General features: G+C 66.5%; 12 protein-coding genes. 5 read left to right on the top strand and 7 right to left on the bottom strand.

What is annotated here, in order from left to right:
* Positions 1 to 71: 71 nt before the first annotated feature.
* The gene (galE, locus tag QX039_RS03385) at positions 72 to 1085 is read right to left on the bottom strand and encodes a UDP-glucose 4-epimerase GalE (protein WP_315773386.1); all 1014 of its coding nucleotides are present in this window, start codon (positions 1083 to 1085) and stop codon (positions 72 to 74) included.
* Between the two features lie 129 nt (positions 1086 to 1214).
* Between galE and QX039_RS03380 the strand changes: the two genes are divergently transcribed.
* Positions 1215 to 2261 (top strand): glycosyltransferase family 4 protein, encoded by a 1047-nt coding sequence (locus QX039_RS03380; protein WP_315773385.1) that lies wholly within the window; start codon positions 1215 to 1217, stop codon positions 2259 to 2261.
* On the opposite strand, the gene QX039_RS03375 is transcribed toward QX039_RS03380, so the two are convergent.
* The 3 genes from QX039_RS03375 to waaF all read right to left on the bottom strand — a co-directional run bounded on the left by QX039_RS03375 (position 2243) and on the right by waaF (position 4485).
* Entirely contained in the window at positions 2243 to 2770 is a 528-nt protein-coding gene (locus tag QX039_RS03375) for an HAD family hydrolase (RefSeq protein ID WP_315759124.1), read from the bottom strand. The genes QX039_RS03380 and QX039_RS03375 overlap by 19 nt on opposite strands.
* Positions 2771 to 3310, bottom strand: coding sequence for a D-sedoheptulose 7-phosphate isomerase (locus QX039_RS03370; RefSeq protein WP_409998114.1), 540 nt, complete (start codon positions 3308 to 3310; stop codon positions 2771 to 2773).
* A 110-nt stretch (positions 3311 to 3420) separates the two neighbouring features.
* Entirely contained in the window at positions 3421 to 4485 is a 1065-nt protein-coding gene (waaF, locus tag QX039_RS03365; protein WP_315773383.1) for a lipopolysaccharide heptosyltransferase II, read from the bottom strand.
* Positions 4486 to 4632: 147 nt separating this feature from the next.
* Here waaF and rfaD point away from each other — a divergent pair, with 147 nt between their 5' ends.
* Genes rfaD through QX039_RS03345 form a run of 4 tightly spaced genes read left to right on the top strand, consistent with a single transcriptional unit; the run spans position 4633 to position 10307 of the window.
* A complete protein-coding gene (rfaD, locus tag QX039_RS03360) occupies positions 4633 to 5613 on the top strand; it encodes an ADP-glyceromanno-heptose 6-epimerase (protein WP_315738936.1) in 981 nt (326 codons plus the stop codon).
* A gap of 37 nt (positions 5614 to 5650) precedes the next feature.
* Positions 5651 to 7123 (top strand): D-glycero-beta-D-manno-heptose-7-phosphate kinase, encoded by a 1473-nt coding sequence (gene rfaE1, locus QX039_RS03355; protein WP_315738935.1) that lies wholly within the window; start codon positions 5651 to 5653, stop codon positions 7121 to 7123.
* Entirely contained in the window at positions 7120 to 8397 is a 1278-nt protein-coding gene (locus QX039_RS03350) for an O-antigen ligase family protein (RefSeq protein ID WP_315738934.1), read from the top strand. The genes rfaE1 and QX039_RS03350 overlap by 4 nt, the downstream gene beginning before the upstream one ends.
* On the top strand, positions 8394 to 10307 hold the full coding sequence (locus QX039_RS03345; protein ID WP_315738933.1) for a nucleoside-diphosphate sugar epimerase/dehydratase: 1914 nt from the start codon (positions 8394 to 8396) through the stop codon (positions 10305 to 10307). The genes QX039_RS03350 and QX039_RS03345 overlap by 4 nt, the downstream gene beginning before the upstream one ends.
* A gap of 4 nt (positions 10308 to 10311) precedes the next feature.
* Here the strand turns inward: QX039_RS03345 and QX039_RS03340 are convergent, their stop codons facing one another.
* From QX039_RS03340 to QX039_RS03330, 3 genes are all read right to left on the bottom strand, one after another.
* Positions 10312 to 11313, bottom strand: coding sequence for a glycosyl transferase (locus QX039_RS03340; RefSeq protein ID WP_315738931.1), 1002 nt, complete (start codon positions 11311 to 11313; stop codon positions 10312 to 10314).
* Complete coding sequence (locus QX039_RS03335; protein ID WP_315738930.1) at positions 11310 to 12467, bottom strand: glycosyltransferase family 4 protein; 1158 nt, start codon at positions 12465 to 12467, stop codon at positions 11310 to 11312. The genes QX039_RS03340 and QX039_RS03335 overlap by 4 nt, the downstream gene beginning before the upstream one ends.
* Before the next feature lie 151 nt (positions 12468 to 12618).
* Positions 12619 to 16536, bottom strand: coding sequence for a S8 family serine peptidase (locus QX039_RS03330; protein WP_409998909.1), 3918 nt, complete (start codon positions 16534 to 16536; stop codon positions 12619 to 12621).
* Positions 16537 to 16698: the final 162 nt, after the last annotated feature.

The raw sequence follows: 16698 nt of genomic DNA, 5'->3' as shown, positions 1-16698 counted from the left end.
GGCGGACAGCAGTGCTTGCCCGCTCGGGGCGGCTTTTTCAAGCCCCCCGGCGTCCGGCTAAGTCGTTGATTCTAGGCCGAGGCCCGCTGCAGCGTGCCGCTGTGGCGTTCCAGGAACAGTTTCTCCTCCCAGGCCAGGGCGTGGGCGGCGATTGTTTCCAGATCGTCATAGGTCGGGGTCCAGTCGAGCAGCGCCTTCAAACGGCTGGTGTCGGCGACCATGCTCATGATGTCGCCGGGGCGGCGCGGCGCGTATTGGACGGGAATGGCGCGACCGGAGACGCGCCGGACGGCCTCGATGGTCTCGAGCACGGAATAGCCGCGGCCGTACCCACAATTCAGCGTGACCGAGCCGCCGCCGGTGCGCAAATAGGCCAGCGCGGCGCGGTGCACCTGGACGAGATCGCAGACATGGATGAAATCGCGGATGCAGGTGCCGTCGGGGGTCGGATAGTCGGTGCCGAAGACGTCGATCTTGGCGCGCTGGCCGGTCGCGACCTCCATCGCGATCTTCATCAGATGCGTCGCGCCGACCGTGGCAAGCCCGCTGCGTCCGAACGGATCGGCGCCGGCGACGTTGAAGTAGCGCAGCACCACGTAGTTGAGGTCATAGGCTGAGGCGACGTCATGCAGGATGATCTCGGCCATCAGCTTCGAGGTGCCGTAGGGCGAGGTCGGACGGGTCGGCGCGCTCTCGGGCACCGGCACCTCGTCCGGATTGCCGTAGACGGCCGCGGTCGAGGAGAACACGAAGCGGCTGACGCCGCGCTTGACCGCCGCATTCAACAGGCTGCGCGTGGTCATCGTGTTGTTGCGGTAGTAGAGCAGCGGATCGCGTACCGATTCCGGCACCACGACCGAGCCCGCCAAATGGATGATGCTGTCGACGCCGTGCTGGCTGATGACGCCATCCACGAGATTTTCATCGCCGGCATCGCCGATGAACAGCGGCACGCCGTCCGGGACGAATGCGGAAAAGCCGGTCGAGAGGTTGTCGATCACCACGACGCTTTCGCCGGCTTCCGCCAGCGCCAGCACCATGTGGCTGCCGATATAGCCGGCGCCGCCGGTCACGAGCACGGTCATTGTTTGACGCGATCCCTGTTTGTTTCCGGCAAACTAACGCCGGCGAAGTGAAGGACCTCTTGCGTGCATAGCGAACTGGCGGCGATGCTTAATGTTGCGTATAGGGAACCGCTGCAATTGGAGTGAGTGGTGCAAGCCGAGCGTGTTTCTGCCGCCGATCTCGACGTGATCGTGCCCAACCTGCACCGGCGCTATTCCGGCGTGACGGCGACCAACCGGATGGTGGCGCCGAAGCTGGCGCAGCGCGTGCGCGCTGCCTGGCTCGGCTCCTACGCGCCGGATGGGATTGCGCGGATCGGTGCGAGCGATATCTTCAAGCTGTGGGGTCGGCGGCGGCCGCTGATCTGGCACGCGCGCCGCAACAACGAGATGATCGTCGGCGTGATCATGCGCGCGCTCGGCTGGCCGTTCAAGCTGGTGTTCACCTCGGCCGCGCAGCGCCATCACAGCTGGATCACGCGCTGGCTGATCCGCCACATGGACGCGATCATCGCGACCAGCGACATCTCGGCGTCCTATCTGAAGCGCGACGCGACGGTGATCACGCATGGCGTCGACACCGAGATCTATACGCCGCCAGCGGATCGCGCCGCGGCCTTCGCCGAGAGCGGACTGCCGGGAAAACATGCCATCGGCTGCTTCGGCCGCGTCCGTGCGCAGAAGGGCAGCGATGTGTTCGTCGCCGCGATGTGCCGGCTGCTGCCGCGTTTTCCGGATTTTTCCGCCGTGCTGGTCGGCGCCGTGACGCCCGAGCAGATGCCGTTCGCGAGCGAGCTGAAGAAGCAGATCGCCGCCGCGGGCCTGGAGCAGCGCATCGTCATCACCGGCGAGCTCGACATCGCCGACGTGCAGCGCTGGTACCAGCGTCTCACGATCTACGCCTTCACCTCGCGCAACGAAGGCTTTGGTCTCACGCTGATCGAGGCGATGGCCGTCGGTGCGGCGCTGGTCGCGGCGCGCGCCGGGGCGGCGGAGATCGTGGTCGAGCATGGGGTCACAGGCGTGCTGGTCCCGCCCGGCGACGTCGATGCGCTGGTCACAGCGCTCGAGCCATTGATGCAGGATCCGGATGCCGCACAGGCGATGGGCGAGCGGGCGCGGCAGCGCGTGGTGGAGAGGTTCAGCCTCGAGGCCGAGGCCGACAAGATCGCCGCCGTCTATCGGCGACTGGTCTGAGCGATGATGTCGGCGACGAACGCATCGAGATCGCCGCCGGCGAACAGGAAGCCGGGCAGGCCGGCCGCCTCGGCGGCGGCGATGTCCGAGGTGCGGTCGCCGATCACGAAGCTGCCCTCGCGCCTGATGGGCCAGTGCTGCATCAGGTCGAGGATCATGCCGGGCGCCGGCTTGCGCCAGGGATGCTCGCGCAGATAGCGCTCGACCGAGCCTTCGGTGTGGTAGGGGCAATAGCGGATGTCGTCGATCACAGCCCCCTGCGCCGCGAGCTCCGCCCGCATCCAGTCGTGCAGACCCATGACGTCGTCTTCGCTGAACAGACCGCGGGCAACCCCGGACTGGTTGGTGAACAGGAAGACGTGATAGCCGGAGTCATTGAGGCGCCGGATCGCGTGGGCCACATTCGGCATCCAACGGATGCGCTCGCGCGAGCCGATGTAGTTGTCGTCGTGATTGATGACGCCGTCGCGGTCGAGAAACGCCGCCGGCTTGAGCTGAGCAGTCGTCATCTAGCCCTCGTCCTGCATCAGCGCCGCTTCGATCACCTCGCAGATGCCGTGGGCCGTCGCGAGGTGGATCTGCTGGATCAGCGGCGTGTCGTCGCTCGGCGCCACCAGCATCTCGTCGCACGATTCGCCCATCGCGAGGCCTTTGGCGCCGGTGAAGCCGACCGTGACCAGCCCGCGCTCGCGCGCCTTGCGCAGCGCATTGAGGATGCTCGGCGAGCGGCCGGAGGTCGAGATCGCCAGCAGCACGTCGCCCGGTGTACCGAGCCCTTCGACCTGGCGAGCGAAGACGTGATCGAAGCCGTAGTCGTTGCCGATCGCGGTCAGCGCCGAGGTGTCGGTGGTCAGCGCGATGGCGGCGTAGGCCGGCCGCTCCTGCTTGTAGCGGCCGACGATCTCGGCCGCTATGTGCTGGGCGTCCGCCGCGCTTCCACCATTGCCGACGATGAGCAGCTTGTGGCCGCCGCGCAGCGCCGCGATGATCCTCGCCGCGATCCGTCGGGCGCTGGCGAGCATCGCGGCATCGTCGGCGGCGCGCTCCATGGCGGCGCGGGAGCGGGCGAGATGGTTGGCGATTGGGTCGGGTGCGCGGGTCACGTGGCGGCTCGGGTTACGTCAGGGCCGGTGTATGGGGCGCGGTGCCGCTTCGCAAGCTAGTGCACGACCGGTATGGCCGCGTCAGCAAGGATCCGCTGGGCGATGGTGGCAACATCGGTCGCCGGAATGTCGCGCATGCAGCGGTGGTCGTTCATCCGGCAGACCGGGCGGTGGCAGGGCTGGCAGGGGACCTGTGTCCTGGTCTGGACCGTCGCCGCAAGACCGTTCAGCGGCGCCCAATGGTAGGGGCTGGTCGGACCGAAGATACCCATGGTCGGCGTCCCCAGCGCCGCGGCGATGTGCATGAGCCCCGAATCATTGGAGATGGCGACGCCGGCCGCGGCCATGGCCAGGATACCGTTGCGCAAGTCGGTTCCAGTCAGGTCGCGGACGGCCGGTCCGCCGGTGGCGACGATCTCGGCGGCCAGCGCCTTCTCGCCGGGGCCGCCGACCACCCAGACGTCGAGGCCGGCATTGCGCAACAGCCGGGCCGCCTCGCCGTAATAGGGCCAGCGCTTGGCGGCACCCACCGACCCCGGTGCCAGCGCCACGGCCGGGCGGTTCCCCAGGCCATTGGCCTCGCGCCAGCGCGCGACGTCCTCCGGCGGCACCCGCAGCTGCGGGACCGGCCATTCCGGCGGCAGCGGCGCCCCGTCGGGCAGCGCCAGCGCGGCATTCTTGTCGATGAAGCGGGGCAGCGCCTTCTCGCCCCAGCGCCAGCGGTTGAGCAGGCCGAAGCGGACCTCGCCGACGAAGCCCACCCGCTCGGGGATGCCGGCCAGCGCCGGTGCCAGCGCCGATTTCCAGGTTCGCGGCATCACCAGGGCGGTCCGATAGCGACGTTCGCGCAACATCGCGGCGAGCTGCCATTGCCGGCCGAGCGCCAGCCGGCTGCGCGGCAGATCCCAGACGATGCCAGAGCGGACCCCGGGCATGTAATCCACCAGCGGCGCGCACAGCGAGGTCACCAGCAGGTCGACCGGCCGGTTCGGCCAGCGCTCCTTGAGCACCCGCACGACGGTGTGGCCGCGCACGAAATCGCCGATCCACATATAGGGAATGATCAGGATCGGGCTGGTGTCCGCTGCGTCCACCTCGACCTTGGTCGAATTCGAATTCATTCTTTGTCTGCCTGGCTTTGGCGCGCTGGTAGCCGCTCGGCCGCCGCAGGTAAAGTGGCCCGAGCGAGCCGACACCAAAGCGCTTACACTTTGCCGTCGCATGCGCTACGCGAGGGCGGGGTTTTCGGGATCAGGACGGGTTGCTGAATGTTGCTGGTGACCGGCGGCGCCGGGTTTATCGGATCGAATCTGGTTGCGGCGTTGAACGACGCGGGACGCACGGATGTCGTCGTCTGCGACACGCTCGGCAGCGAGGGCAAGTGGCGCAACCTCGCCAAGCGGCAGCTGGCGGACGTCGTGCCGCCATCCGATCTGGGCGAATGGCTAAGGGGCCGTCGGCTCGACGCCGTCCTGCACATGGGAGCCATTTCCGCCACGACGGTCACCGACGGCGACCTCGTGATGGAGCAAAATTTCCGGAGTTCGCTGCGCCTGCTCGACTGGTGCACCGAAAGTTCCACGCCGTTCATCTACGCCTCGTCGGCGGCGACCTATGGCGACGGCGCGCAGGGCTTCGTGGATGATCCGTCGCTCGCGGCGCTGAAGACGCTGCGGCCGATGAATCTCTATGGCTGGAGCAAGCATCTGTTCGACATGGCGGTCGCTGCGCGCGCCGAGCGCGGCGAAAGGCTGCCGCCACAATATGCCGGGCTCAAGTTCTTCAACGTGTTCGGTCCCAACGAATACCACAAGGGATCGATGATGAGCGTGCTGACCCGCCGCTTCGACGACATCAAGGCCGGGCACACCCTGCAACTGTTCAAGTCGCACCGTGAAGGCATCGCCGATGGCGACCAGCGCCGCGACTTCATCTACGTCGACGACGTCGTCCGCGTGATGCTGTGGCTGTTGGCCTCTCCCACCGTCTCGGGCCTGTTCAACGTCGGCACGGGACAGGCGCGCAGCTTCAAGGACATGATGCTGGCGGCCTATGCCACGCTCGGTGCGACGCCCCGGATCGAGTACATCGACATGCCCGAAGCGATTCGCGGCAGCTACCAGTATTTCACCCAGAGCAAGGTCGACCGGCTGTTGGCCGCCGGCTACAACGGCGGCTTCACGTCGCTCGAGGACGCGGTCGCTGGCTATGTCCGAGACTATCTCGATTCTACCGACCGCTTCCGCTAGACGATCTGGTTCTGACCACTCACCGAGACTGCCGCTGATGTTCGACTTTGACGATCTCTCGCAAGCGATCGCCCGCCAGACGGTGCTGTGCATCGGCGACCTCATGCTGGATGAGTTCGTCTATGGCGAGGTGTCGCGGATTTCCCCCGAAGCGCCGGCGCCTGTCATCGCGGTCCAGCGCAGCGAGATCAACATCGGTGGCGCCGGCAACGTCGCGCGCAACATCGCCGCGCTCGGCGCTCGCTGCATCTTCGTCGGTCTCGTCGGGCAGGATGCGGCCGGCGACCAGCTGGAGGCCGAGCTCGCCAAGGAGGGCGGCATCGAGAGCGTGCTCGTGCGCGATCCCTCGCGGCCGACGACGCGCAAGGTGCGCTTCGTCTCCGAGCATTTCTCCACCCACATGCTGCGCGCCGACTGGGAGCGCGCCTCACCGGCGATCGGCGAGGTCGAGCAGAAGCTGATCGAGGCCATCCTGCCGCTGATTGCGCGGGCCGACATCGTGCTGCTGTCGGACTACGCCAAGGGCGTGCTCACCGCGCGCGTCCTGCGCAACGTGATCGACGCGACCCGCAAGGCCGGCAAGCGCGTGATCGTCGATCCCAAGAGCGCAAATCTCGCGATCTATCGCGGCGCGAGCGTGCTGACGCCGAACCGCAAGGAGTTTTCGGAAGCGACCCGCAGCCGGGCCGAAACCGAGCACGAGATCGCCGCGGCCGCGCAGGATGCGATCTATCTCGCCGACTGCGAGGCAATTCTGGTGACGCAGAGCGAGCGCGGCATGACGCTGGTACCGCGCGAGGGCGATCCGATTCACGTGCCGGCCTATCCCGTGAAGGTGCGCGACGTCTCCGGCGCCGGCGACACGGTTGTTGCCGTGCTTGCCGCGACGCTCGCGGCCGGCGCCGCCTGGGCGGATGCGTTGCGGATGGCGAGCGCCGCTGCGGCGGTGGCCGTCAGCAAGCACGGCACCGCCAGCGTGACATCGGCCGAACTGCGCCGAAAGATCCTGCCGCATGCCTATCGTGCCGCTGAGGAAAAGATCATCGAGAGCGATGACGAACTCGCCGCCCGGGTCGAGGGGTGGCGGGGAGAGGGCCTGCGCGTCGGCTTTACCAATGGCTGCTTCGACATTCTGCATCCCGGCCACGTCAAGGTGCTGACCGCGGCGCGCGCCGCCTGCGACCGTCTCGTGGTCGGGCTGAACAGCGATGCCTCGGTCAGGCGGCTGAAGGGCGAGAGCCGCCCCGTTCAGGACGAGCGCGCGCGCGCCGAGGTGCTGGCCGCGCTCGAGGCGGTTGATGTCGTCGCCATCTTCGCGGAGGACACGCCGCTCCGCTTGATCGAGCTGGTCCGGCCAAGCGTGCTGGTCAAGGGCGGCGACTATACGCGCGAACAGGTGGTGGGGCACGAGGTCGTCGAAGCCGCCGGCGGCGAGGTGATTCTGATCGACATCCTGAAAGGGCACAGCACGACCGCGCTGGTCGATCGCGCCCGGAGCGAGACGCAATGAGCGCGCTGGCAGGTCATCCCGGCCCAGCGCTGCTGGCGCGCCGCTGGCGCGATCCGGCGGCGTGGCGGACGACGGTCGATGTCGTGGCGATCTTGCTCGCGGCGTCGCTGCCGTGGTCGACGTCGCTGGTGTCGATCCTGGGCGTGGTCATGCTGATCACGATGCTGCCGTTTCTCGACGTCGAGCGTCTGCTGCAGGTCCTGAAGCGGCCGATCTCGCTGGCGCCGATCGCGCTCTTCCTGTTGGCGCTGATCGGAACGCTGTGGTCGGACGTGGCGTGGGGCGCACGGCTCTACGCGGTGGGACCGGCGGCGAAGCTTCTGGTGCTGCCCGCGCTGCTCTACCATTTCCAGCGGTCGGAGCGCGGCCTGTGGGTCTTCACCGCGTTTCTTGCCTCCTGCGTGCTGATGGTCGTGGTGTCGACCGCGGTCGCGTTCAATCCTGCGCTCGCGCTCAAGGCCAATGCCGATCGCGGCATCTTCGTGAAGAACTACATCGACCAGGGCCAGGAGTTCTCGCTCTGCGCCGTGGCCCTGGCCTATCCGATCGCCCAGTTGCTGCGCGCCCGCCGCTTCCTTCCGGCCGGCCTGCTCACCGCGATCATGATCGCGTTCCTCGCCAACATGATCTTCATCGTTGTCTCGCGTACCGCGCTGGTGACGATCCCGATCCTGCTTGCGGTGTTCGGGCTGATCCACTTGAAATGGCGCGACAACCTGCTGATCGCGGCCGGTGCCCTTGCGCTGGGTCTCGCTGCATGGACCGTGTCCCCGCAATTGCAGGGCAAGGTGGCGACGTTCACGAGCCAATATCAGGACTACAGGAACGATCGCGCCGTCACGTCGATCGGCGAGCGGCTCGAATTCTGGCGCAAGTCGTTGCGGTTCCTGGCCGACGCGCCGCTGATCGGACACGGCTCGGGCTCGACGCGTCACTTGTTCGAGCTGGCCGCGAGCGGGTCGCGCGACCTCTCCTCGAGCCAGGTCGTCGGCAATCCGCACAATCAGACGCTCTACGTCGCGGTCCAATGGGGAGCGTTCGGGATCGTCATTCTCTACGCGATGTGGGCCGTGCACCTCCTGCTGTTCCGCGGTGACGGGCTGGTGCCCTGGATCGGACTTCTCGTGGTCGTGCAGAACATCTTCACCTCGCTCTTCAACTCCCACATCTTCGATTTCCACGAGGGGTGGATGTATGTCATCGGCGTCGGCGTGGCCGGCGGCATGGTGCTGCGATCGAGGATAAAGCCCGATGCGGAGCCCGTCACAGCATGACGCGCCTCTCGCAACTCACCTCCCGGAACCTGCTGATCGCCGCGCATGACCTCCTGGTCAGCGTCGTCGCGCTGTTCGCGGCGTTCTATATCCGCTTCGAAGGCGCCAGCACCTTCTGGGAGCGGGTGCCGCTGCTCTTGCAGATCCTGCCGTACTTCATCGCCTTCAGCTTCGTCGTCTTCTACTTCTCGAACCTTCTGACGACGAAGTGGCGGTTCATCTCGCTGCCGGACGCGCTGAACATCGTCCGCGTCGCGACCGTGCTGACGCTGGCGCTGCTGGTGCTCGACTACATCATCGTCGCGCCGAACGTCCGCGGCACCTTCTTCTTCGGCAAGCTCACGATCATTCTCTATTGGTTCCTGGAGATCTTTGCGCTGAGCGCGCTGCGTTTCGCCTATCGCTACTTCCGCTACACGCGGGTGCGACGGCACGCGCGGTCCGAGGACGCGGCCCCTGCGCTCCTGATCGGCCGAGCGGCCGACGCCGAGGTCGTGCTGCGCGGCATCGAGAGCGGCGCGGTCAAGCGCATCTGGCCGATCGGCATTCTCTCGCCATCGGCCGCCGACCGGGGGCAGTTGATCCGCGGCGTGCCGGTGCTGGGCGGGATCGATGATGTCGAGGACGTCGCCGCCGACTTTGCCCGTCGCGATCGGCCGATCGCGCGCGCCCTGATGATGCCGACCGCGTTCGATCCGGACTGTCATCCGGAGACCTTCCTGATGCGGGCGCGCCGGTTGCGCCTGATCGTGAGCCGCCTGCCGTCGCTGGAGAGTGGCGATGCGCCGAGGCTCGCGCCGGTCGCGGTCGAGGACCTCCTGCTGCGGCCGAGCGAGAAGATCGATTACGGCCGGCTGGAAGCGCTGGTGCGTGGCAAAACCGTCGTGGTGACCGGCGGCGGCGGCTCGATCGGCGCCGAGATCTGCCAGCGCGTCGTGGCATTCGGCGCGGCGCGGCTGCTCATTCTGGAGAATTCCGAGCCGGCGCTCTATGCGATTACCGAGGCGCTCGCCGCCGATCCCGAGGCGAACGTCGCCGTCGAGGGGCGCATCGCCGACATCCGCGATCGCGACCGGGTGTTCGCGCTGATCGGCGAGTTCAAGCCGGATCTGGTCTTCCACGCGGCGGCGCTGAAACACGTGCCGATCCTCGAGCGCGACTGGAGCGAGGGCGTCAAGACCAACATCTTCGGCTCCATCAACGTGGCCGATGCCGCGGTGGCCTCAGGGGCCGAGGCCATGGTGATGATCTCGACCGACAAGGCGATCGAGCCGGTGTCGATGCTCGGCCTCACCAAGCGCTTCGCCGAAATGTACTGCCAGGCGCTCGATCGCCAGCTCGCCGACCGGCCGACGGGACGGCCGCCGATGCGGCTGATCTCGGTGCGATTCGGCAACGTGCTGGCGTCCAACGGCTCGGTGGTGCCGAAGTTCAAGGCGCAGATCGAGGCGGGCGGCCCCGTCACGGTGACGCACCCGGACATGGTGCGCTACTTCATGACCATCCGCGAGGCCTGCGATCTCGTGATCACGGCGGCCTCGCATGCGCTGGCGCCGCAGCGCCCGGATGTCTCGGTCTATGTGTTGAACATGGGCCAGCCCGTCCGCATCGTCGATCTGGCCGAGCGCATGATTCGCCTGTCCGGCTTGCAGCCCGGCTACGACGTCGAGATCGTGTTCACGGGCATCCGGCCCGGCGAGCGCCTGAACGAGATCCTGTTCGCGAGCGAGGAGCCGCCGGTCGAGATCGGCGTCGCCGGCGTCATGGCGGCCACCCCGAACGAGCCTCCGATGCAGACGCTGAAGGCATGGATCGCGGCGCTCGATCAGGCGATCGCGCGCAATGATCCGGTGACGATCAAGTCGGTGCTGAAGGATGCGGTGCCGGAATTCGGCTCGAGCGCGGCCTGAGTCTTCAATGGCGCCGCCGCGAGAAGCGGCTCAGCACCCAGGTGACGGCGCCGAGACCGAAGACGAGCAGGATGGCGTCGGCCGTCATGGAACGCTGCGCGACCGAGATGGCTGCGAGCGTCGCAAGCACGACATTGAGGATGAACACCTCGCTGACGACGCGCGAGACGGTGAAGCCGTTATCGGTGGCCTGTTGATAGAAATGCGTGCGGTGCGCCGCCCAGAATGACTCGCGCCGTGCCATCCGCCGCAACAGGGTGAAGGTGGCATCGATCAGATAATAGAGCGGCAGCAGCAGCGCCGCCGCGACGTAGCCCTGCCAGGCAAGATGGAGCAGGCCCCAGCCGAGCAGCAGCCCGATCGGCAGGCTGCCGACATCACCGAGAAAGACTTTTGCGACGGGACGGTTGAAGGGCGCAAAGCCGAGCATGGTGCCACCCAGCGCCGCAGCGATGGCGGTCGCCGGCCAGGGCAGTTCACCGGAGAGGCCAAACAGGGCGAGAGTCGCCGTGATCGGCACGGCCTCGGCCACGGTCATCAAATCGAGCCCGTCCATGAAGTTGACGAGGTTGACGAACCACAGGCCGGCGATCAGCAGCAGCGTGCGCTCGACCAGCAGTGGCATCGGAAACAGCTTGAGGTCAGCCGGTGCCGTGAACAGGATTAGGCCGACGGCGATCCCCTGCAGGATGAACCGCGGCAGCACCGGGATCGGCCGGATGTCGTCGACCAGGCCGACCAGCGCCAGCATCGGTGCCGCGATGAACAGCATGAGCAGCGGTGCAAAGCCCGTCACGGATGCAAAGGCGCCGCCGACCACGAGCGTTGCGCCGACGACGGCAATGCCGGCACCCTGGGGCGTCGGGATCTTGTGTGAGGAGCGCGCGTTGGGCCGCGCCAGCGCGTAGCGCTGCAGCACCGGGCGCAGCAGCACGATCAGCACACCGCACATTGCGGCCGCGAGCACGGCAATGGTGACGAGAATTGCGGCTGGATGGACGATCATCCGCGCGCGTCCGGCGCCGAGGTGAGGCGGTCATAGAGCGCGACCACCGAGCGGCCGATGATCCTGGCCGAGAGCTTGTCCTCGACCAGTTGACGGGCCGCCGCGCCATAGCGGGCGCGCAGCTCGGGCGAGGTCGCCAGCTGCGCCATTGCCTGCGCCAGCGCGGGCGCGTCCTCGACCGGCACGGAGAGGCCGGTCTGGCCGTGGATCGCGATCTCGCGGCAGCCGGGTGCATTGGTGGAGATCAGCGGCCGGGCGCAGGCGGCGGCCTCCAGCAGGCTGACCGGAAGTCCTTCGCGATGCGACGGCAGCACGGCGACGTGGCAGCGGCGCCAGAGCTCGGTGATGTCCTTGATCTGGCCGAGCAGGGTGATGCCCGGTTCCTTCCGCCAGGCCTCGACCTCCTCGGCCGAGACCGAGGCAGGATTGGCCGGATCAGGCGAGCCGGCGATCAGCAACTGGACGTCGCGGCCCTGCTGGCGCAGCATGCGGTGCGCAGCGACCAGGGCGCGGACGCCCTTGTCGGTCAGCAGCCTTCCTGCGAAGCCGAAGGTGATCGGTCCGTCCGGCTCCGGCAGCGGCTGGAAGCGATCGGTGTCGACGCCCGAGCCTGGGATCAGCGTGATCTTGTCGCCCCGGACGCCCATGGCTTGAAGCGCGTCGCGATCATCCGGATTCTGCACCAGCACGCAGCTCGGTGCCCGGTTCATCAGCCGCGGCAGCAGCCACAGCAGGCCCTGCTTGAGCAGACGCGAGCGCCAGCTCGCCGACGTGAACACATAGCCGAGGCCGGTCATGGCATTGACGACCGGAGTGGTGCGTCCCAGCGCGGCGAGCGATCCGAGCACGCTCGATTGCAATCCGGAATGATGCACCACGTCGGGGCTGATCGCAGCCTCGACGGCGCGGATCGCGCGGATCGTGGGCAGGGCTGATGACGGCGACAGCCCGCCGCGCTGGAATGGGATCGGATGCAGCATGAAGCGCTCGGCGGCGATCGCGGCGGCGCCGGCATTGACGTTGGTCGCGACATGCACCTCGTAGCCGGCCTCGCGCGCTGCGCGCGCCATCGGCAGGCGGTGCATCAGGAAGGCGTAGTCCTCGTTGGCCACGTAGAGCAGGCGGCGCGGCGAAGGGAAGCGGGGCGGGGACATCAAACTCACGATCTCGGGCGGTCGAAGCGCCGTATAGGCCAAGAGCGACCCTCGCGCGAGCCGTTATCTGTCCTGTGACGGGCGGAAAACCACCTGCCGGGCACCCTTCGACCCCGAACGGCGGAGACGACGCCTCGAATGCCGCCGGTCCTCAGACCAGATGGAAGCTCGACAGGTGAGACAGCAGCTCGGCCGTCGACACGTGCTGAATCGTGATGGTGTCCAGTACCGCATCGGTGATGACGGCGTTGCCCGCGGCGTCGTCGTGGATGGCGGCCTGCAATGCGGACGGGTCTGCGAAGATGCTCTGGCTGAACGCGATCTTGTCGGTGCCGACCGCAAAGTCGGAAATGCTCACCTGACCGAAGTGCTCGGCGAACACGAAGGTGTCGTGACCCTGCAGCGACACCGATTGGGATGCCGTGCCGCCTGCTGACGCTGCCACGCCCGAGATCAAAGTGCCGGAGATCAAAGTGCCATCCTGGCCGTCAGTGGCGAAGTGGAAGTTGTCCTGCGACAGCGGGCCGACGAAATGCAGCGACGCGCTGTTCGCCCCATCGCTCAGCGACAGCATTCCGCTGGTTTCGTCGAAATGCATCTGAAGCGACGTGAATGCGATGCTCTTGAGATCGATCTGAGCGGCCGTGCCGCCGAATCCAATGAGATTGCCGCTGAAGGATGGCGCGGCGAGGACCAGATCGACAGCGCCCGACGTCGTGGCCGCCTGTGCGCTAGCCGTCAGCGAGCTGATGGTCGGGATCCCGATCGTGCCGTCGCCGTTCAGGTCCTGATGGAAGCTGCTCTCGAGGGCTTCAAGGGACGACGAGCTGCCGGAAACGGCGCCGATGGCATTGCCGGTGTAGTTGCCGCTGCTATCGGTGTTCCAGACCGTGTAGAGGTCGGAGCCGTTCATCTTCCAGGCGACCTGATAGCCGCTGCCCGAGGCCTCCGCAGCGATCGCCGCCCAGCCGCTGAGCTGGCCGGCAACGATGACGTTGCCGCCGAACATGACCTGCGTTGCGGTACCTCCCGACACCGGCGCCATCAGGTAGGTCGTGCCCGACAGCGACAGGCTGGTCGACCCGAGCGCTTCGATCACGCTGCCGCCCGGTGTCACGCTCGGGGCGCCGATGGTGCCGTCGCCGTTCAGATCCTGGTGGAAGCTGGGCTCCAGCGCTTCCAGGGATGCGGAGCTTCCCGCAACCGCGCCGATGACGTTGCCGGTATAGTTGCCGCTGCCGTCGGTGTTCCAGACGGTGTAGAGATCGGCGCCCGCCATTTTCCAGGCGATCTCATAGCCGCTGCCGGACGTCTCCGCGGCGATCGGCGCCCAGCCGCCGAGCTGACCGACGGTCACGATGCTGCCGCCGAACATGATCTGCGGGCCGGTGCCGCCGCCGACGGGATTGAGGAAATAGCTCGACCCGGCCAGCACCAGGCTTGTCGATCCCGCGGCCTCGATGACCGTGCTCGGAATGCCGATCATGCCGTCGCCGTTCAGGTCCTGGTGAAAGTTCAGCTCCAGCGCCTCGAGCGCGCTGCTGGTCCCATTCACTGCGCCAATGGCATTGCCGGTGTAGTTGCCGCTGCTGTCGACGTTCCAGACCGTGTAGAGGTCGCTGCCCGCCATCTTCCAGGCGATCTGATAGCCGCTGCCGACGGCTTCCGCAGCGATCGGTGTCCAGCCGCCGAGCTGTCCGGGGCTGACGGTGCTGCCGTTGAAACTGATCTGCGGACCTGTCCCGCCTGCGACCGGATTGAGGAAATAGCCGTTGCCGGACTGTACGAGGCTGGTGGTCCCCACGGTTTCGATGACCGTGGTGACGACGCCGATCGTGCCGTCGCCGTTCAAATCCTGATTGAACGACGTCTCGAACGTTTCGAAAGCGGACGAGCTTCCGGAGACGGCGCCGATCGCGTTGCCGTTGTAGTTGCCGCTGCTGTCCACGTTCCAGACGGTGTAGAGATCCTGACCCTGGAATTTCCAGGCGACTTCGTAGCCGCCGCCTCCATTGGATTCGACGCCGATCGGCATCCAGTTGCTGAGCTGGTGAACGACCACGTTGGCGCCGTTGAACCGCAGCGCCACCGAAATGCTGGTCCCGATGGTGTTGAGATCGTAGATCACGCCGTACTGGGCGAGGCTGACCGATCCGAGCGCCTCGACGATGGTGTTGGCGAAATAGGGCGCCGCACCGACGGCAGGATTGATCTGGGCCAGGCCCGCGCCCGCCACCGCCTGGTTGCTCATCGGTATGGCGGTCTGCTGCAGGATCTCCGAGACGTCGGCGTAGCTCAGCGTCGAATTGGCCGTCAGGATCAAGGCCGCGATCGCAGCAACGCTGGGGGCGGCTGCAGACGTGCCGTAAAAGGCGGTGAAACCCGAGACCGTCGTTGCGATGTTGTCGATGCCGGAGACCACGACAGGGCTGAGCTGAAGCGGCGTTGCGAGGCGTGTGCCGTCGTTGGCAAACAGGATCTCGGTTCCGGCTCCCGATGACGAAAAGCTTTCCGAGACCGGGGTATAGCCAAATGCCGGCGTATTGGCGCTATTGACCGCTCCGACGGTGATCACCCCCGGTGTCATCGCGTGACCGAAAACCGTTCCGACATTGGCGCCGGTGATGGATACGGGGACACCGTTGCCAGCCAGGATCTCCTTGATCGTCGATGGCGTGGGACCCGAAACGTCCGCAATGACGATCTGATAGGTGCCGGACACCGAGAAATGCAGGCCGATCCACGGATTCTGATAACTGTTGGGAACGTGTCCGAGGTATTGTCCATTCTGGTACACGTTGACCGAGAGATGCGACGCGGCTTGACCCCAAGCCTGGTCCCATTGCACGAGCAGGTTGGCGCCCGCGGTCACGGTGATGGTTTGCGCGATGTTGCCGCCGAAGCTCAGCGCATTGCCATCGTAGTACATTCCTCCGATGCTGCCGGAGATCGAGGTCCAGGACGTCTGATAGGCCGAGCTTCCATTGTTGCCGGCCGACGTCACATAGGTCACGCCCATGGCCTGAACGGTCTGAATGGCCTGGGCGACAATGCCGTTCTGGAAGAACGGCTCGTCGGAGTAGCTCACATCATCGACGATGACCTTGCAGCCGGCATTGGCAAGCGCGATGATGCCGTTGGCGAAATCCTGCTCGCTCTGGAACGCCGTATAGAACGCAAGGCTCGCATCGGGCGCGATGTCGTGGATGATCTGCATCATCGCACGGCCTTCGTCACTGCCCCCGGAGGGCATGTCCTTCAAGATCTGGATCTTGGAAGCGGAGGGCAAGGCTCCGCTGGCTTCGTCAGCCGTCGCGCCGCCGAGATTGTCGAAGCTGCTGGAGAGGACACCGATCTTGAGACCGGCTCCCGTCACGCCGGTGGAATTTCCGCCGAGCGCCTGCACGACCTGGGCGCTGGTCGCACCCTGTCCATTCGCGGCCGACGCGATGGCTTCCGTCACCGCGTCCTGAAGCGACGGCGCGGGCTCGCCGCTCGGTCCGGCGTGCGCTGTCGCAACCTTTCCGGGGCCGCTCAGCGACCATGTCTGCAGCGATGCGCTGGCGCTTGACCACATCTCGACGCTGATCGAGAGGACGACTCCGCTCGAGTTGATGCTCTGCCCGGCATGCGCCGGTTCGATGGAGACGTTGCCGGCAATCGGTGTGGTCGGATCGACGGACGTCTCCTGGGTGACTTGCCAGGTCGAGCCGGCGGCCACCGTCCAAGCCGTTGGCTCTGCCGCCTCCTGCGCCGACGTTTGGGCCCGCGCGCTCACGTCGAAGAACTGTGCGACCACCGTTGCCCCGGCGTCGCCTTGCGCGAGGATGCCGGGCGTCTCGCTCGGAGCATCGGCGGTCGGCGCTGGGGCCGCAAGATCGATCTGCTCGGCCGGGCCGTGCTGCGTCTGCTCGATGGTGGAGGCCGGCTTGGGTTCGTCCGCGACGTCCGCGGCAGGCTGCTGCACATGCAACTCATGACGGCCAGCAGCAGGATCGAAAATGAGGGACTCGGCAGCTTCACGCCAACGGTCAGGGATGTCTTCGGTGCGGCCAGATTCGTAAAGCATGCATGCAACGATGGTGATCCTGTCCTCGAGGCCGACAGGCGAAATGGAATTGAAGCATCGTGCAATGATGCCCCTCGATCTTGTATAAAATTGTACCGAAGAATGGCGGCTCCGACCATACGCCATTGTTCGATCTGTCCGATCGAGTTCAACCATTGATTG

It is taken from the genome of Bradyrhizobium sp. SZCCHNR1043 (assembly GCF_032489675.1).
In the GTDB taxonomy this organism is placed as follows: Bacteria; Pseudomonadota; Alphaproteobacteria; order Rhizobiales; family Xanthobacteraceae; genus Bradyrhizobium.
Note: the sequence above shows the minus strand (reverse complement) of the source record. Positions and strands in the feature narration are given on the sequence as shown.

Excerpts from the sequence above, each read along its gene's own strand:
- galE (WP_315773386.1), bottom strand. The coding sequence starts at position 1,085 with ATGACCGTGCTCGTGACCGGCGGCGCCGGCTATATCGGCAGCCACATG.
- QX039_RS03375 (WP_315759124.1), bottom strand. The coding sequence starts at position 2,770 with ATGACGACTGCTCAGCTCAAGCCGGCGGCGTTTCTCGACCGCGACGGC.
- QX039_RS03370 (WP_409998114.1), bottom strand. The coding sequence starts at position 3,310 with ATGGAGCGCGCCGCCGACGATGCCGCGATGCTCGCCAGCGCCCGACGG.
- waaF (WP_315773383.1), bottom strand. The coding sequence starts at position 4,485 with ATGAATTCGAATTCGACCAAGGTCGAGGTGGACGCAGCGGACACCAGC.
- rfaD (WP_315738936.1), top strand. The coding sequence starts at position 4,633 with ATGTTGCTGGTGACCGGCGGCGCCGGGTTTATCGGATCGAATCTGGTT.
- rfaE1 (WP_315738935.1), top strand. The coding sequence starts at position 5,651 with ATGTTCGACTTTGACGATCTCTCGCAAGCGATCGCCCGCCAGACGGTG.
- QX039_RS03350 (WP_315738934.1), top strand. The coding sequence starts at position 7,120 with ATGAGCGCGCTGGCAGGTCATCCCGGCCCAGCGCTGCTGGCGCGCCGC.
- QX039_RS03345 (WP_315738933.1), top strand. The coding sequence starts at position 8,394 with ATGACGCGCCTCTCGCAACTCACCTCCCGGAACCTGCTGATCGCCGCG.
- QX039_RS03340 (WP_315738931.1), bottom strand. The coding sequence starts at position 11,313 with ATGATCGTCCATCCAGCCGCAATTCTCGTCACCATTGCCGTGCTCGCG.
- QX039_RS03335 (WP_315738930.1), bottom strand. The coding sequence starts at position 12,467 with ATGTCCCCGCCCCGCTTCCCTTCGCCGCGCCGCCTGCTCTACGTGGCC.
- QX039_RS03330 (WP_409998909.1), bottom strand. The coding sequence starts at position 16,536 with ATGCTTTACGAATCTGGCCGCACCGAAGACATCCCTGACCGTTGGCGT.